The organism is Lapillicoccus sp. (genome assembly GCF_036559105.1).
Taxonomy (GTDB): domain Bacteria; phylum Actinomycetota; class Actinomycetes; order Actinomycetales; family Dermatophilaceae; genus Lapillicoccus.
Map to the genome: position 1 here is coordinate 19,887 of NZ_DATBTV010000053.1, position 15,477 is coordinate 35,363.

Annotated in this window: 13 protein-coding genes; 6 read left to right on the forward strand and 7 right to left on the reverse strand. The window is 70.4% G+C overall.

What is annotated here, in order from left to right:
- Positions 1-44: 44 nt before the first annotated feature.
- Positions 45-971: an NADP-dependent oxidoreductase gene (locus VIG79_RS07245; RefSeq protein ID WP_331883998.1), complete on the forward strand. Its 927-nt coding sequence runs from the start codon at positions 45-47 to the stop codon at positions 969-971.
- A gap of 11 nt (positions 972-982) precedes the next feature.
- On the opposite strand, the gene VIG79_RS07250 is transcribed toward VIG79_RS07245, so the two are convergent.
- Both VIG79_RS07250 and VIG79_RS07255 read right to left on the reverse strand, forming a co-directional pair.
- Positions 983-2,170 (reverse strand): acyl-CoA dehydrogenase family protein, encoded by a 1,188-nt coding sequence (locus VIG79_RS07250; RefSeq protein ID WP_331884001.1) that lies wholly within the window; start codon positions 2,168-2,170, stop codon positions 983-985.
- Between the two features lie 37 nt (positions 2,171-2,207).
- Positions 2,208-2,414 (reverse strand): SDR family oxidoreductase, encoded by a 207-nt coding sequence (locus VIG79_RS07255; protein WP_331884004.1) that lies wholly within the window; start codon positions 2,412-2,414, stop codon positions 2,208-2,210.
- Positions 2,415-2,451: 37 nt separating this feature from the next.
- On the opposite strand from VIG79_RS07255, the gene ligD reads away from it, so the two are divergent.
- From ligD to rarD, 5 genes are all read left to right on the forward strand, one after another.
- Positions 2,452-3,432 (forward strand): non-homologous end-joining DNA ligase, encoded by a 981-nt coding sequence (gene ligD, locus VIG79_RS07260; RefSeq protein WP_331884007.1) that lies wholly within the window; start codon positions 2,452-2,454, stop codon positions 3,430-3,432.
- Positions 3,422-4,291 carry an NUDIX hydrolase gene (locus VIG79_RS07265; protein WP_331884009.1) on the forward strand — a complete coding sequence of 290 codons (870 nt, stop codon included), beginning with the start codon at positions 3,422-3,424 and terminating at the stop codon, positions 4,289-4,291. Before ligD ends, VIG79_RS07265 begins: the two co-directional genes overlap by 11 nt.
- Before the next feature lie 149 nt (positions 4,292-4,440).
- Positions 4,441-6,312 (forward strand): 2-oxoacid:acceptor oxidoreductase subunit alpha, encoded by a 1,872-nt coding sequence (locus VIG79_RS07270; protein WP_331884012.1) that lies wholly within the window; start codon positions 4,441-4,443, stop codon positions 6,310-6,312.
- A complete protein-coding gene (locus VIG79_RS07275) occupies positions 6,309-7,400 on the forward strand; it encodes a 2-oxoacid:ferredoxin oxidoreductase subunit beta (RefSeq protein ID WP_331884015.1) in 1,092 nt (363 codons plus the stop codon). The genes VIG79_RS07270 and VIG79_RS07275 overlap by 4 nt, the downstream gene beginning before the upstream one ends.
- Complete coding sequence (gene rarD / locus VIG79_RS07280; RefSeq protein WP_331884017.1) at positions 7,397-8,374, forward strand: EamA family transporter RarD; 978 nt, start codon at positions 7,397-7,399, stop codon at positions 8,372-8,374. Before VIG79_RS07275 ends, rarD begins: the two co-directional genes overlap by 4 nt.
- A 311-nt stretch (positions 8,375-8,685) precedes the next feature.
- Here rarD and VIG79_RS07285 read toward each other — a convergent pair whose 3' ends face one another.
- From VIG79_RS07285 to nuoL, 5 genes are read right to left on the reverse strand one after another with little or no spacing between them, the layout of a single operon-like run.
- Positions 8,686-9,354, reverse strand: a complete 669-nt coding sequence (locus VIG79_RS07285) for an MOSC domain-containing protein (protein ID WP_331884019.1) — start codon at positions 9,352-9,354, stop codon at positions 8,686-8,688.
- A gap of 10 nt (positions 9,355-9,364) precedes the next feature.
- Entirely contained in the window at positions 9,365-10,366 is a 1,002-nt protein-coding gene (locus VIG79_RS07290; protein WP_331884022.1) for a polyprenyl synthetase family protein, read from the reverse strand.
- A gap of 25 nt (positions 10,367-10,391) precedes the next feature.
- The gene (gene nuoN, locus VIG79_RS07295; RefSeq protein ID WP_331884024.1) at positions 10,392-11,996 is read right to left on the reverse strand and encodes an NADH-quinone oxidoreductase subunit NuoN; all 1,605 of its coding nucleotides are present in this window, start codon (positions 11,994-11,996) and stop codon (positions 10,392-10,394) included.
- A complete protein-coding gene (locus tag VIG79_RS07300) occupies positions 11,993-13,543 on the reverse strand; it encodes an NADH-quinone oxidoreductase subunit M (RefSeq protein ID WP_331884026.1) in 1,551 nt (516 codons plus the stop codon). The genes nuoN and VIG79_RS07300 overlap by 4 nt, the downstream gene beginning before the upstream one ends.
- On the reverse strand, positions 13,543-15,474 hold the full coding sequence (gene nuoL, locus VIG79_RS07305) for an NADH-quinone oxidoreductase subunit L (protein WP_331884028.1): 1,932 nt from the start codon (positions 15,472-15,474) through the stop codon (positions 13,543-13,545). The genes VIG79_RS07300 and nuoL overlap by 1 nt, the downstream gene beginning before the upstream one ends.
- Positions 15,475-15,477 lie beyond the last annotated feature (3 nt).

Consider the following 15,477-nt stretch of genomic DNA (forward strand, 5'->3'; position numbering starts at 1 on the left):
CGGGACCGGGGAATCGACACCGGTCCGGCGCCGTTGACCGACGCATGACTCGCATCGTCGCGCCCGCCGACTTCGGCGGCCCAGAGCAGCTCGTGCTCACCGAGGTCCCGACCCCGGAACCCGGTCCCGGCGAGGTCCGCGTCGCGGTCCGCGCCATCGGGGTCAACCCGATCGACTGGAAGATCTACAGCGGCGTGATGAGCCGCGACCCGCGCGCGCTGGGCGGCATCGGCTTCGAGCTGGCCGGCGTCGTCGACGCGGTCGGCGAGGGCGTCACCGGCTGGTCGCCAGGTGACGAGGTGATCGCCACGCAGGTGCCGGGCAACGGCTACACCGACCAGGCGGTGGTTCCCGCGGCGGGCCTCCTGGCCAAGCCCGAGGGCCTGTCGTGGGAGCTGGCTGCGAGTGTCCCGGTTGCCGGCGGCACCGCCGCCCACGCGGTGGAGGCGGCCGGCGTCGGAGAGGGCGGGACGGTCCTCGTCCACGGAGCTGCCGGCGGTGTGGGCGGTCTCGTGGTCCAGCTGGCGCGGCGGCGCGGCGCTCGCGTCATCGCCACGGCCAGCGCCCGGAACCACGACTACCTGCGGTCCCTGGGCGCCGAACCGGTCGCCTACGGCGAGGGCCTCGAAGACCGGGTGCGCGCCCTCGCGCCGGACGGCGTCGACGCCGCCATCGACACGGTCGGCACCGACGAGGCGATCGACGTCTCGCTGGCCCTCGTCGGCGACCCCCACCGGATCGTCAGCATCGCCGGGTATCGACGGCGCGACACCGGCATCGTCCTCATCGGCGGAGGTGGCGACCCCGGCACCGAGATCCGCGACGCGGCCCGCCCCGAGGTGGCCCGGCTGCTCGCGTCCGGCGAGCTGACGCTGCCCATCCAGGCGACGTACCCGCTCGAGGACACCGCCGAGGCGCACCGCGAAGGCCTCACCGGGCATACCCGCGGGAAGCTGGTCGTCGTCCCCTGACCGGGGCGGGCTCAGACGAAGGCACCCGTCCCGGTGATCGCCCGGCCGACGAGCAGCTGGTTCACCTCGCGGGTGCCCTCGTAGGAGTAGACCGCCTCGGCGTCGGCGAAGTAGCGCACCATGCCGTGCTCCAGCACGATCCCGTTACCGCCCATGACCTCCCGAGCCAGGCCGACGGTCTTGCGCATGAGTGTCGACGCGGATGCCTTGGCCATCGCGGCGTGTTCGTCGGCCTCGATCCCGGCGTCCTGCATCTGCGCAAGGCGCACGACCATGCCGAGGGACAGGGTCGTGTTGGCGAGCATCGTCGCGAGGTGGTCCTGCACCAACTGGAAGCTGCTGAGGGGTTGGCCGAACTGCTCACGGCCCAGCACGTAAGCGAGCGCCGTCTCGTACGCGCCCATCTGCAGACCCACGGCGCCCCAGGCCACCCCGCCCCGGGTGATGCGCAGGACGTTGGCGGTGTCCTTGAAGCTGCCCGCCCCGGCGAGCCGGTGGTCGTCGTCGAGGTGCACGTCCTCCAGCGTGATGTCGGCGTTCTGCACGCTGCGCAGGGCGAACTTGCCCTCGATCTTCGTCGCGGTGAACCCCGGCGTCCCCTGCTCCACGACGAACCCGAGCACCTCGTCGCTCTCCACGTCGCGGGCCCAGACCACGACGAGGTCGGCGAACGTGGCGTTCCCGATCCAGCGCTTCTTGCCGTTGAGCACCCAGCCGTCACCGACCCGCCGGGCACGGGTCTCCAGCCCGCCGGCGATGTCGGACCCGTGGTCCGGTTCGGTCAGGGCGAACGCCCCGATACTCGTCAGGTCGGCCATTCCCGGCAGCCAGCGCTCGCGCTGCTCCGGCGAACCGCAGTGGTAGATGCTCGCGAACGCCAGTCCGGCGTGCACCCCGAAGAACGTCCCGAACGACGGGTCGACGCGCGACATCTCCAGCGACACGAACCCGCTGAACAGCCGCGACGCCGCGCGCTCACGCCCCCCGAACCCCTCGTACGCCGCACCGACGATGTCCAGCTCCGCCAGCCCCGGGATGAGCTCCATCGGGAACTCCGCACGCGCCCAGTAGTCGTCGGCGACCGGGCGCACCCGCTCGTCGAGGAACGTCCGCAGGCGCAGCACCATCGCCTGCTCGTCGGGCGGCAGCAGGGTCTCGTATGCGTAGAAGTCCCCGCGGTGCGGCTCGAGGGCGCCCATGCCGCCACCGTATGCCGTGCGGGTCTGCGGGATGGGGTCACCGCTCTTCCGGGTCGGCGCCGCGGGCCGACCAGGCCGCCGTCGAGCGGGATGACGCGCCGGTCACGAAGGAGGCGCCGTCCGAGAGTAGCCACGCGACCACCTCCGCGACCTCGTCGACCTCGCCCACCCGACCCAACGGGTGGAGGGACGCCATCTGAGCCCGGATCGCGTCGGACTCCGCCGCCGGCCGGGCACTCTCCACGCGGCAACGTCACCGCGCTCCGGTTAGGTTGAGATCCATGGCCGCCGCGAAGGGGACGACTCCCGCCGTCGAGCTCGAGGTGGGGCCGCACACCGTGCGGGTGACGAACCCCGACCGGGTCTACTTCCCGAAGACGGGGTGGACCAAGCTCGACCTCGTCAACTACTACCTCCGCGTCGGCGACGGCATCGTCCGCGCCCTCTACGAGCGGCCGTGCATGATGCACCGCTTCCCGGAGGGCCTGGCCGGCGACAAGGTCCACCAGAAGCGGGTCCCGCACGGCGCTCCTCCCTGGCTGGAGACGGTGCGCGTGACGTTCCCGCGGTGGAACCGCACCGCCGACGAGCTCTGCGTCACCGAGCTGGCCAGCGTCATCTGGGCCGTCCAGATGTCGACCGTCGAGTTCCACCCCTGGAACTCGCGGCGCGCCGACACCGAGGTCCCGGACGAGTGGCGCATCGACCTCGACCCCATGCCTCAGTGCGACTTCGCCACGGTCCGTCGTGTTGCCCATGTGGCGCAGGAGGTGCTGGCCGACCTGGGCGCGACCGGCTTTCCGAAGACGTCCGGTGGCAAGGGACTGCACATCTACGTCCGCATCGTCCCCGAGTGGGGGTTCCAGGACGTGCGCCGCGCGGCCTTGGCCTTCGCCCGCGAGGTCGAGCGGCGGGCCGGGGGCGACGTCACGACGACGTGGTGGCGCAAGGACCGCGAGCCGGACGTGGTCTTCGTCGACTACAACCAGAACGCCCGCGACCACACCATCGCCAGCGCCTACTCGGTGCGCGGCGTCCCCGACGGGACGGTCTCCACGCCGATCCTCTGGGACGAGATCGACGACGTGCTGCCCGGCGACTTCACCATCGCCACCGTCCCTCCGCGGTTCGCCGAGAAGGGCGACCTGCACGCGGCCATCGACGACACCGCCTACCGCCTCGACCAGCTGCTCGAGTGGGCGGAGCGCGACGAGCGCGCCGGGCACGAGACCCCCGAGGTCGGCGAGCCCGATGACGGCTGAGCGCCCGCTGACCGACGGCGTCGTGACCCTCCGCCCGAGCGGCGACGCGTTCGCGGTGGAGGCTGGCGGTCGGGTCGTGGGCTCGGTGGGGCTGCGCGACATCGGCGAGTCCACCGGTGAGATCACCTACGCGCTGGAGAGCTCGACGCGGGGTCAGGGGTATGCGACGCGTGCCGTTCGCCTCCTCGTCGAGTACGCGTTCGGCGAGCTCGGCCTCGGCCGGGTGCAGGCCCGTGTCGGGACGGAGAACGTCGCTGCGGTCCGGGTCGCGCGCCGGGCCGGACTGCGCAACGAGGGTGTCGTCCGCGTGGCTCTCGACGTCGGCGCCGACGACTACGCCCTGCTGGCCCGACTGCGCGACGATCCGTCGCCGTCGGAACGGGGTGGCTTCCGGGCACTGCTCAACTCGTTCCTGCCGCGGAAGCGGGTCATCGCGCAGGCGCTGGTCCGCGACGAGTCGGGACGCGTCCTCATGTGCCACCCCACCTACAAGGACGACTGGGACCTCCCGGGCGGAGTCGTCGAGGTGCGCGAGTCACCGCGGGAGGCCGCCGCGCGCGAGGTGCTGGAGGAGCTCGGGCTGAGCCTGCCGTTGGGGCGGCTCGTCCTCGCCGACTGGATGCCGCCGTGGGGCGGCTGGGACGACGCGCTGTGCCTCGTGTTCGACGCCGGCGTCCATCCCGCGTCGGTCCTCGACGGCGTCGTGCTGCAGGCGCGCGAGATCCGCGCGGCCGCGTTCATCTCGACGGTCGAGGTCCACGCGCGGGCGGCTGACTACACGGCGCGTCGCGTGGACGCCGCGCTGGCCTCGGTCGAGGGCACCGGAGCGGCCTTCACGGAGTCCGGTCGAACCGGCTGAGCGACCCTGTCGTCTCACGAAGCGGTGATGTTCTCGGGAGCCTCCGACGCGCATCCTCACCAGCGACATACGATGCTGAAGAGGCCACATCGTCGTGGCCGTATCCAGGTGCCCCACGAATTCTGGTGATCCCAGCAATGCCCACCCCGATGTCCACAACCTCCGCTCCAGACACCGTCAAGCTCGACCGGGTCGTCATCCGCTTCGCCGGCGACTCCGGTGACGGGATGCAGCTGACCGGCGACCGGTTCACGACTGACTCGGCCCTCCTCGGCAACGACCTGTCGACGCTGCCCAACTTCCCGGCCGAGATCCGCGCGCCCCAGGGGACGCTGCCCGGTGTCTCGAGCTTCCAGCTCCACTTCGCCGACCACGACGTGCTCACGCCCGGCGACGAGCCCGACGTCCTCGTGGCGATGAACCCCGCCGCCCTCAAGGCCAACCTCGCCGACGTCCCGCGCGGCGCGACGATCATCGCCAACACCGACGAGTTCTCCAAGCGCAACCTTGCGAAGGTCGGCTACCCGAGCAACCCCCTCGAGGACGGCACGCTGGAGAGCTACCACGTGCACGCGCTCGCGCTGACGTCGATCACCGTCGAGGCGCTCGCGCCGTTCGACCTGACGCGCAAGGACAAGGAACGCTCCACCAACATGTTCGCGCTGGGCCTGCTCTCGTGGCTCTACACCCGGCCGATCTCCCTGACCGAGCGGTTCCTCACCACCAAGTTCGGCGCCAAGCCCGAGCTCCTGGCGGCCAACCTCGCGGCGCTGCGAGCCGGGTTCAACTACGGCGAGACGACCGAGGACTTCGCCCACCGCTACGAGGTCGGGCCGGCCCCGATGAAGGAGGGCCACTACCGCAACATCACCGGGAACGTCGCCCTCGCCTACGGGCTCGTCACGGCATCGCACCGCGCCGGGCGCCCCCTGGTCCTCGGGTCCTACCCGATCACCCCGGCGTCGGACATCCTCCACACGCTGGCCGGGCTGAAGCGGTTCGGCGTGACGACGATCCAGGCGGAGGACGAGATCGCCGGCGTCGGTGCGGCCCTCGGTGCGGCGTTCGGCGGGGCGATCGGGGTGACGACGACCTCGGGTCCGGGGTTGGCCCTCAAGGCCGAGACCATCGGGCTGGCCACGTCGCTCGAGCTCCCCCTGGTCGTCTGCGACATCCAGCGCGGCGGGCCCTCGACCGGCCTGCCGACCAAGACCGAGCAGGCCGACCTGCTGCAGGCGATGTTCGGACGCAACGGCGAGTCGCCGGTCGCGATCGTCGCCCCGCGCTCCCCCGCCGACTGCTTCGCCATCGCCCTGGAGGCGGTGCGCATCGCCACCACCTACATGACGCCGGTCCTGATCCTCTCCGACGGCTACCTCGCCAACGGCTCGGAGCCGTGGCATATCCCGGACGTCGCCGACCTGCCCGACCTCCAGGTGCGCCTCGCCACGAAGCGCAACGGGATCGACGCCGACGGCAACGACGTCTTCCATCCCTACCTGCGAGACCCGGAGACCTTGGCCCGGCCGTGGGCGGTTCCCGGCACGCCGGGTCTCGAGCACCGCGTCGGCGGCATCGAGAAGGCCAACATCACCGGCAACATCTCCTACGACCCCGACAACCACGACCTGATGACCCGGCTGCGGGCGGCGAAGATCGACGGGATCGCCGCCACGGTCGCCCCCCTCGAGGTCGAGGACCCCGACGGCGACGCCGAGGTCCTGGTGCTCGGCTGGGGCTCGACCTACGGACCCATCGCCGCTGCGGCGAGATCCCTTCGGGCCCAAGGGTTCCCGGTGGCGCAGGCCCACCTACGCCACCTCAACCCGTTCCCGTCCAACACCGGTGAGGTGCTCACCGCATACCGGCACGTCATCGTCCCCGAGATGAACCTCGGGCAGCTCTCGATGCTGCTGCGCGCGACGTTCCTCGTCGACATCCAGTCGCACACGTCCGTGCGAGGGCTGCCGTTCAGCGCCGCCGATCTCGAGGACGTCATCCAGAAGGCAGTGACCGAATGACCGCCATCCAGCTCGGTATGCCGGGCCACGGGCTCGACGGGGTACCCACCCTTCCCGAGGACGCCACGCCGCAGACCCGCAAGGACTTCACCTCCGACCAGGAGGTCCGCTGGTGCCCCGGCTGCGGCGACTACGCCATCCTCGCCGCCGTGCAGGGCTTCCTGCCGGAGCTGGGCCTGCGCCGCGAGAACGTCGTCTTCGTGTCGGGGATCGGCTGTTCGTCGCGGTTCCCCTACTACCTCGACACCTACGGCATGCACTCCATCCACGGCCGCGCGCCGGCCATCGCCACCGGTCTCGCGACCTCGCGACCGGACCTGTCGGTGTTCGTCGTCACCGGCGACGGTGACGCGCTGTCGATCGGTGGCAACCACCTGATCCACGCCATGCGGCGCAACGTCAACCTCACGATCCTGTTGTTCAACAACCAGATCTACGGTCTGACCAAGGGGCAGTACTCCCCCACGTCGCAGGTCGGTCTCGTCACCAAGTCGACCCCGTTGGGCTCCGTGGACCACCCGTTCAACCCGGTCAGCCTCGCTCTCGGCGCCGACGCGACCTTCGTGGCCCGGACCATGGACTCCGACCGCAAGCACCTCACCGAGGTCCTGCGGGCCGCCACCTCCCACCGCGGCACCTCGCTCGTCGAGATCTACCAGAACTGCCCGATCTTCAACGACGGCGTGTTCGACGTGCTGAAGGACCGCTCCGAGGGTGAGGCCCGGATCCTCCATCTCACCCATGGCGAGGAGATCGCCGCCGGGGTCAACGTCGTCGTCCGCCGGGACGACGGCAGCCTCGACGTGCTGCCCCGCGACGAGGCCGACCCGGCCCGGATCGTGCGCCACGACGCCCACGCCGACGACCCGTCCCTGGCGTTCGCCCTCTCCCGCCTCGACGACCCGAGCCTGGCGCACGTCCCGATGGGGATCTTCCGCGACGTGGAGCGCTCCACCTACGACGACCTGGTGCGCGCCCAGATCGACGGCACCGTCTCGGGGGCGGGCGGACCCGCCTCCGACCAGGACATCGCCGACCTGCTCGCCGGTCGGGACTCGTGGATGGTCGGAACAGCCGGGAAGGCGTGACCGACCAGGCGGACACCCGGCCGGCGGCGACCAACGAGGCACCCCTCGACGAGCAGCGGCGAGGGGTCATCCAGGGGTTCAGTGCCTACCTGCTCTGGGGCCTGTTCCCCCTGTACTTCCACGCCCTGGAGCCCTCCGGAGCCTGGGAGATCCTCGCCCACCGAATCCTGTGGACTTTCGCGTTCTGCTTGCTGTTGCTCATGATCCGCCGCGACTGGTCATGGATCCGGCCGTTACTGCACCGTCCGCTGTTCCTCGGGGGCATCGCCGTCGCCGCGGTCCTCATCGCGGTGAACTGGGTCCTCTACGTCGCTGCGGTCGTCTCGGGCAACGTCTCCGAGGCGGCCCTCGGGTACTTCCTCAACCCGATCGTCACCGTCGCTCTCGGCGTCGTTGTGCTCCGCGAACGACTGCGGCCGCTGCAGTGGGTGGCCGTCGCCGTCGGCCTCGTCGCCGCGCTCTACCTGTCCCTCGGCGCCGGTCGCGTCCCGTGGATCGCCCTGGCCCTCGCGGGGTCCTTCGCGCTCTACGGGTTGCTGAAGAAGCGGCTCGGGGCGACGCTGCCCGCCCTGCACGGCCTGGCCGTCGAGACGACGGTCCTCACCCCGGTCGCCGTCGGGCTGGTGATCTGGCTCGGCGTCACCGGGACCCAGACCTTCACCACCGAGGGCCCCACGCACACAGCGCTGCTCGTGCTGTCCGGCGTCGTCACCGCCGCGCCGCTGCTGCTGTTCGCCTCGTCAGCCCGACGGGTGCCGCTGGTGACGATCGGCCTCCTCCAGTTCGTCACGCCGGTGATGCAGCTGCTGTGCGGCGTGGTGCTGCTCGGGGAGCGGATGTCGACGCAACGCTGGGTCGGGTTCGGGATCGTGTGGGTCGCCCTGCTGGTGCTGACGATCGACTCGCTGGTCGGCGTGCGACAGCGTCGACTTCGCGACGCCGCCGACGACGGCGTCTGCGAACCGGCCCCCTGAGGGCGTCAGCCGGCCGTGTCGCGGAACGGCAGCCAACAGCCAGCAGCCGGTCCACAGCCGCGCGCGGACCGCGGCCCCTGGCGGGTCACGCAGTTGCTCGTCCTGACCGTCCGGGGTGACCGCATCGCGGTGATCGCCCGTTTCGAGCCGGACGCCAGGTCCGAGCCGGTCGGCCGCAACAACTGAGAACGGTGTCACTCCTTGCGGCGCATCGGACCGATCGGCCACCCCAAGTCGACGGCCGTGTCAGTTGTTGCATTGACCTCTGAAGCCGAGGGGTGTCCGACCGTGGCGGGGACAATGACGCTTGGTCAGGACAGGCGGTAGGTCTCGCCGGCCTCCGCCATCTCGCGCAGCTCCTCGGGCAGGTCGCCGCGGGCCGCGAGCAGGTCGGGCAGCAGCTCGCGTTCGAGGGTCAGCGCCCGGAAGGCGAGCCGGGACGTGACGCTGTGGTCCGGTCGGTGCACGACGGTGACCTCGTCGCCGGCGCGCACGGTGCCCGGTGTGACCACCATGAGGTAGGCGCCGGACCTGGCCGTCACCGAGAACGTCCGCAGCCAGCCCTGCTCGGCCATCTGGTCACGGAACGTGCCGCACGGGATCCGCGGTCCGGTCACCTGGAGGACGGCGTCGCCGATCTGCCAGCGTTCCCCGATGACCGCGTCGCTGACTACCAGGCCGCGGGTCGTGAGGTTCTCGCCGAACGTGCCGTTGCGCAGCTCCCGGCCGAGCCGCTGCTCCCAGTCGTCGAGCTCCTCGCGCGCGTAGGCATACACCGCTTGCTCGTCGCCGCCGTGGTGACCGTGGTCCCCGATCTCGTCGCCGACGAGGCCGCTGCCCAGCCCGGTGAGCTTCCCGCCGGGCGCGCGGACCTCGACGGCATCGGCCGTGGGGCGCTTGTCGATGCCGGTGAGGCGGTGGCGCCGCCCGCCCGCCTGGGGCCGGAGCCGGCCGAGGTTGACCGAGAGGAGGACCGCCACGACGGGTTGGTCAGCCGACCCGGTCGACGACGGAGGTGACGAGCGCGGCCAGAGCCGCCTTGGCCTCCGACTCCGGCAGGGGGGCCAGCAGCGCCACCGCCTCGGCGCCGACGCCCCGGGTGGTCTCGCGGGCCTGCTCGAGGGCCGGGTTGGCCCGCAGCAGGCCGAGTGCCTCGGCGTGCCGGTCGTCGTCGCGCAGGTCGCCGGCCAGCAGCTCGCGCAGCCGTGCGTCCGCCGGGTCGGCGCCGCGACGCGCGTAGAGCACCGCCAGGGTGTCGACGCCCTCGCGCAGGTCGGTGCCGGGCGTCTTGCCGGTCTCGGTGGCGTCGGAGGAGATGTCGATGAGGTCGTCGGCCAGCTGGAACGCCACCCCGAGCTTCTCGCCGTAGGCGGCCATCAGCTCGACGACGTCGTCGGGGCTGCCGCCGAACATCGCGCCGTAGCGTGCCGCGGTCGAGATCAGCGAACCGGTCTTGTCGTGGAGCACGCCGAGGTAGTAGACGACCGGGTCCTGGCCCGGCGGGCAGGGGCGGTCGTCCCGGATCTGCCCGGCGCAGAGCCGCACGAACGCCCGCGCCTGGATGAGGACCGCCTCGGCCCCCAGCCCCGCGACCAGCTCGGACGCCTTCCCGAAGAGGAGGTCGCCGACGAGGATCGCCGTCGAGTTGTCGTACTTCGCGTTGGCGCTGGGTACCCCGCGGCGCACCTCGGCCTCGTCCATGACGTCGTCGTGGTAGAGCGACGCGAGGTGGGTCAGCTCCACCCCGGCCCCTGCCGCCACAACCTCGTCAGAGACTCCCGTGCCGAGCTCCGACGCGAGCAGCGTGAGCAGCGGCCGGAACCGCTTCCCACCCGCCTCGGCGAGGTGGGCCGAGGCCTGGGCGACGAGCGGGTCCTCGTGGTCGACCGTCGCCAGGATGAGGTCGTCCACGCGGGTCAGCCCGTCCTGGACCCGCGCCGCCAGGTCGGGCGCGAGGCCCGGGATGGCGAGAACGGGTGGTGAGGCCTTCATCCAGCCAGTATCTCAGGCGGTGAGGTCATCTCAGGAACTGGGATGCGTTATCCGCGAGAAGCAGCAGTGACGACGGAGCGACGCCGAGCACGAGGGTGAGCAGGGCTCCGGCACCGATGGCGAGCTGCGTCAGCGCCGACGGCGTGACCACCCCGACCGTGTCGCCCTGGGGGTCGTTGAAGTACATGAGCACGATCACCCGGACGTAGACGAAGACGGTGATCGCGCTGCACAGCAGGCCGACGATGACCATGACCGTGCCTGCTCCGCCGCTGCGCAGCGCCGGTTCGAACACCGCGAACTTCGCGGTGAACCCCGAGGTCAACGGTATGCCGGCGAAGGCCAGCAGGAGGAAGGCGAAGATCGCCGCGGTGAGGGGGTGTCGACGGCCGAGACCCGCCCACTGGGTGAGTCGGGTCGCCTCGGACTGGTTCCCCTGGTCGCGGACCAGGCCGACGATGCCGAACGCCGCGATGGTCATCAGGCCGTAGCAGACCAGGTAGAACATCACGCCGCTGACGCCGCCCCGGTCGAAGGCCAGGACTCCCACCAGGATGAACCCGGCGTGGGCGATCGACGAGTACGCGAGCATCCGCTTGATGTCGGTCTGGGTCACCGAGAGCACCGAGCCGACGATCATCGTGAGGATCGCGACGACGGTGACGGCCGGAGCCCAGTCCCACCGGTCGCCGGCGATGCCGACGTAGACCACGCGCAGGATCGCACCGAACGCCGCGAGCTTCGTCGCGGCCGCCATCCACCCGGTGACCGGGGTGGGTGCGCCCTCGTAGGCGTCCGGCACCCACGCGTGGAACGGCACGGCGCCGATCTTGAACAGCAGGCCGACCGCCACTAGCAGGACACCCGGCACCAGGAGGCCGTTCATCATCGACTGGCCGTTGGTGATCGCGTCGGCGATGTCGCTCAGGTAGACCGAGCCGGAGTAGCCGAACAGCAGCGCCGTGCCGAAGAGGAAGAACGCCGAGGAGAACGACCCGAGCAGGAAGTACTTGAGCGACGCCTCCTGCGAGAGCAGCCGGCGTCGCCGGGCCAGTCCGACGAGGATGTAGAGCGGCAGCGAGAGGACCTCGAGCGCGACGAACATCGTGATGAGGTCACCGGCCGCGAGGAAGAGCATCATGCCGCCGATGGAGAACAGGGCGAGCGGGAACACCTCGGAGGTGGCCAGGCCGGCCCGCACGGCGAGCGCCTCCTGGCCCGAGCCCGGGGTTGCGGCCCCCATCGGCGTGAACGCGTCGGAGCCGACGCCGCCGAGACGCTCGGCCATCGTGAGGACGCCCATGAACGACAGGACGAGGACCGCGCCCTGGAGGAACAGTGCCGGGCCGTCGATGACGACCGATCCCTTGACGCCGGTGCCGGACGCGAGCCCGGCCGTGGACGTCTGGTTGTTCACGGCGACGAGCACCACGGCGAGGAAGGCGCCGATCAGCCCGATGAGGGTGATGGCGACCTGGACCGCATACCGGGTCTCCTTGGGGACGAAGGCCTCGACGAGCACCCCGATGAGGGCGAACCCGAACACGATGAGGAGCGGCAGGAGCGCGCCGTAGTTGAGCGTCGCCGCGACGAACTGCGCGGGCAGCTCGGGGAGAGCAATGGCGCTCACTTCGCGCCCCCTTCCGCGTTGACGGGGACGATGGGCGCCGGGTCGACGACTCCCATGTAGCCGAGCGTGGTCGACACCGCCGGGTTGATCATGTCGAGGGCCGGCTTCGGGTAGAAGCCGAGGACGAGGAACAGGGCGATGAGCGGGGCCACCACCCACTTCTCCCGGCTGCCCAGGTCACGGGTTCCCGCAGCGCTCTTGGGGACCGGTCCGGTCGCCATCCGCTTGTACAGCAGCAGGATGTAGAGGGCGGCGAGGATGATGCCGAGGGTCGCGATGACCGCCGGTATCGGGTATCGCTGGAACGTCCCGACCAGGGTGAGGAACTCCGCGACGAACGCGCCGAGCCCGGGCAGGGCCAAGCCGGACAGACCGGCCACGAGGAACGACCCCGCGAGGACCGGTGTGACCCGTTGCCAGCCACCGAAGTCGGAGATCCGTTTGCTGCCACGGCGACTGACCATCATCGCGGCGATGAGGAACAGCGCCGCCGTGGTGAACCCGTGGTTGACCATGTAGAGCGTCGAGCCCGCGAAGCCGGTCGAGGTCATCGCGAAGATGCCGAGGACGATGAAGCCGAAGTGGCTGATCGAGGTGTACGCGATCAGGCGCATGACGTCGGTCTGACCGATGGCCAGCAGCGCGCCGTACAGCACCGAGATCACCGCGAGGGCGATGACCACGGGCGTGGCCCACTGGGAGGCCTCGGGGAACAGCTGCAGACAGAACCGGATCATCCCGTAGGTGCCGACCTTGTCGAGCACGCCGACGAGCAGCGTGGCCGTGGCCGGTGTGGCCTCGGTGGCGGCGTCCGGCAGCCAGGTGTGCACCGGCACCATTGGCGCCTTCACGGCGAACGCGATGAAGAAGCCCAGGAACAGCAGCCGGCCGGTCGTCGGGTCGAGGCTCAGCCCGGTCAGGTTCTCCACGAGGAAGCCGTCGGAACCGCCGGGGCCCTGGGTGTAGAGGCCGATGACCGACGCCAGCATGATGAGGCCGCCGACGAGCGAGAAGACGAGGAACTTCACCGCGGCGTACTGCCGGCGCGGGCCGCCGTACTGCCCGATGAGGAAGTACACCGGGATCAGCATCGCCTCGAAGAAGACGTAGAAGAGGAACACGTCGGTCGCCGCGAACACGCCGACCATGAACGTCTCGAGGACGAGCATGAGGGCGAAGTAGCTCTTCTCCCGCGGGTCCGGTCCCTCGCCGCTGGCGGGCAGGTCACGCCATGCGGCGAGCAGGCAGATCGGCGTGAGGATGAGCGACATGAGGATCAGCGCGAGTGCGATCCCGTCCACGCCGAGCGCGTAGCTGACCCCGAACTGCGGGATCCACTGGTGCTGCTCCTCGAGCCGGAACTGACCGGTGGAGTCCGAACCGGCGAAGGCCACGGTCGCGAGGATGCCGGCGACCAGGGTGAGCAGCGAGAACCCGAGGGCAACCTGCTTGGCGCGAGCGGCCACCCCGGACGGGAGCAGCCAGACGACGATGGCGCCGACGAGCGGGATGGCGCCGACGATGGTCAGCCAGGGCACGTTCGTCATCACTGCATCACCCACACGGCGCCGAGGATGACGACGACTCCGACGAGCATCGTCAGGGCGTAGGAGCGGGCATACCCGTTCTGCAGCTTTCGCCAGCGTCCGGATGTCCCGCCGATGAGCCGTGCGATTCCGGTCGCGGCGCCGTCGACGCCGGCGCTGTCGGCGAAGACGAGCGCGCGGGTGAGGTGGATGCCGGGCCGCATGAACAGGCCCTCGTTGACGGCATCCTGATAGAGGTCCTTGCGCGCGGCCTGCGTGACCAGGCTGCCGGCCGGTGCCGTCTTCGGGACCTCGTCGCGCACGTAGAGCACCCAGGCCAGGGCCGCGCCGGCAGCGACCAGGAGCAGGGTCACGACGGTGATGACCGTCGGCGCCATGACCGGGTGCTCCTCCGGTGCCTCGTCGATGCCGAAGACGGGGTTGAGCCAGTTCGCGATGAAGTTCGTCGGGCCGAGGATGAGGCCGAGGAAGGCCGAGCCGACGGCGAGCACCATCATCGGGATGGTCATCGTGAGTGGAGACTCGTGCGGGTGCACGTCGTCGGTCCAGCGCTTCTTCCCCAGGAAGGTCATGAAGAAGAGGCGAGACATGTAGAACGCGGTGATCGCGGCGCCGATGAGCGCGGCCCCGCCGAACACCCACGGGTGCCAGCCCTCGCCGGTGAACGCCGACTCGATGATCTTGTCCTTGCTCCAGAACCCGTCCAGGAACGGGAAGCCGATGATGGCGAGGTAGCCGAGGCCGAAGGTGATCGCCGTGATCCGGATGACCGACCAGAGGGCACCGAACCGTCGCATGTCGACCTGGTCGTTCATGGCGTGCATGACCGAGCCGGCCCCGAGGAACATCCCGGCCTTGAAGAAGCCGTGGGTGAGCAGGTGGAAGATCGCGAAGGCGTAGCCGACCGGGCCGAGCCCGGCGGCCAGCATCATGTAGCCGATCTGGCTCATCGTCGACGCCGCCAAGGCCTTCTTCATGTCGTCCTTGGCGCAGCCGACGATCGCCCCGAACAGCAGGGTGATGGCACCGACGATCGCGACGGCGACCTGGGCGGTCGGCGCGGCGTTGTAGATGACGTTGCTGCGGACGACGAGGTAGACGCCGGCGGTGACCATGGTCGCCGCGTGGATCAGCGCCGAGACGGGTGTCGGGCCGGCCATCGCGTCGCCGAGCCAGCTCTGGAGGGGGAACTGCGCGGACTTGCCGCAGGCACCGAGCAGGAGGAACAGACCGAGGGCGGTGACCGCACCCTGGCTGGCCTGGCCGACGCCCGCGTTGACGGACGCGAAGTCGACCTTCCCGAACTGCCAGAACATGATCATGATCGCGACGGAGAGCCCGACGTCACCGACGCGGTTGGCCACGAACGCCTTGTTGGCCGCGGACGCGAACGCCGGGTTGTAGTTCCAGAACCCGATGAGCAGGTACGAGGCCAGACCCACGCCCTCCCACCCGACGTAGAGAAAGAGGTACGAGTCGGCGAGGACGAGCACCAGCATGGCCGCGACGAAGAGGTTCATATAGGCGAAGAAGCGTCGCTTGTCGGGGTCATGGGCCATGTACCCCAACGAGTACACGTGGATCAGCGACCCGACGAAGGTGATGAGCATGACGAAGGTCATCGACAACGGGTCGATGAGCAGGCCCGCCGACAGCTGGAACTGCCCCGCCGGCAGCCAGTCGTAGAGCTGCAGGTCCATCGCCCGGTCGGCGGTGTCGCGGCCGACCATCGCGACGATGATGACGACGCCGAGGAGGAAGGACGCCCAGGAGAGGCAGACGGCGAGGATGGGGCCGAACCGGTCGGTGCGCTTGCCACCGACGAGCAGGAGCAGAGCACCGAACGCAGGGAAGACGATGAGCAGCCAGGCGTATGCCGTGACGCCGGTCGCGGCGGCAGCCGCTCCTTCAGCGGTGGCGAGGGTCAGCACAGG

Coding starts and splice junctions, on each gene's coding strand:
- VIG79_RS07290 (WP_331884022.1), bottom strand. CDS start 10,366: ATGAAGGCCTCACCACCCGTTCTCGCCATCCCGGGCCTCGCGCCCGAC.
- VIG79_RS07275 (WP_331884015.1), top strand. CDS start 6,309: ATGACCGCCATCCAGCTCGGTATGCCGGGCCACGGGCTCGACGGGGTA.
- VIG79_RS07245 (WP_331883998.1), top strand. CDS start 45: ATGACTCGCATCGTCGCGCCCGCCGACTTCGGCGGCCCAGAGCAGCTC.
- VIG79_RS07300 (WP_331884026.1), bottom strand. CDS start 13,543: ATGACGAACGTGCCCTGGCTGACCATCGTCGGCGCCATCCCGCTCGTC.
- VIG79_RS07250 (WP_331884001.1), bottom strand. CDS start 2,170: ATGGGCGCCCTCGAGCCGCACCGCGGGGACTTCTACGCATACGAGACC.
- VIG79_RS07270 (WP_331884012.1), top strand. CDS start 4,441: ATGTCCACAACCTCCGCTCCAGACACCGTCAAGCTCGACCGGGTCGTC.
- VIG79_RS07265 (WP_331884009.1), top strand. CDS start 3,422: ATGACGGCTGAGCGCCCGCTGACCGACGGCGTCGTGACCCTCCGCCCG.
- ligD (WP_331884007.1), top strand. CDS start 2,452: ATGGCCGCCGCGAAGGGGACGACTCCCGCCGTCGAGCTCGAGGTGGGG.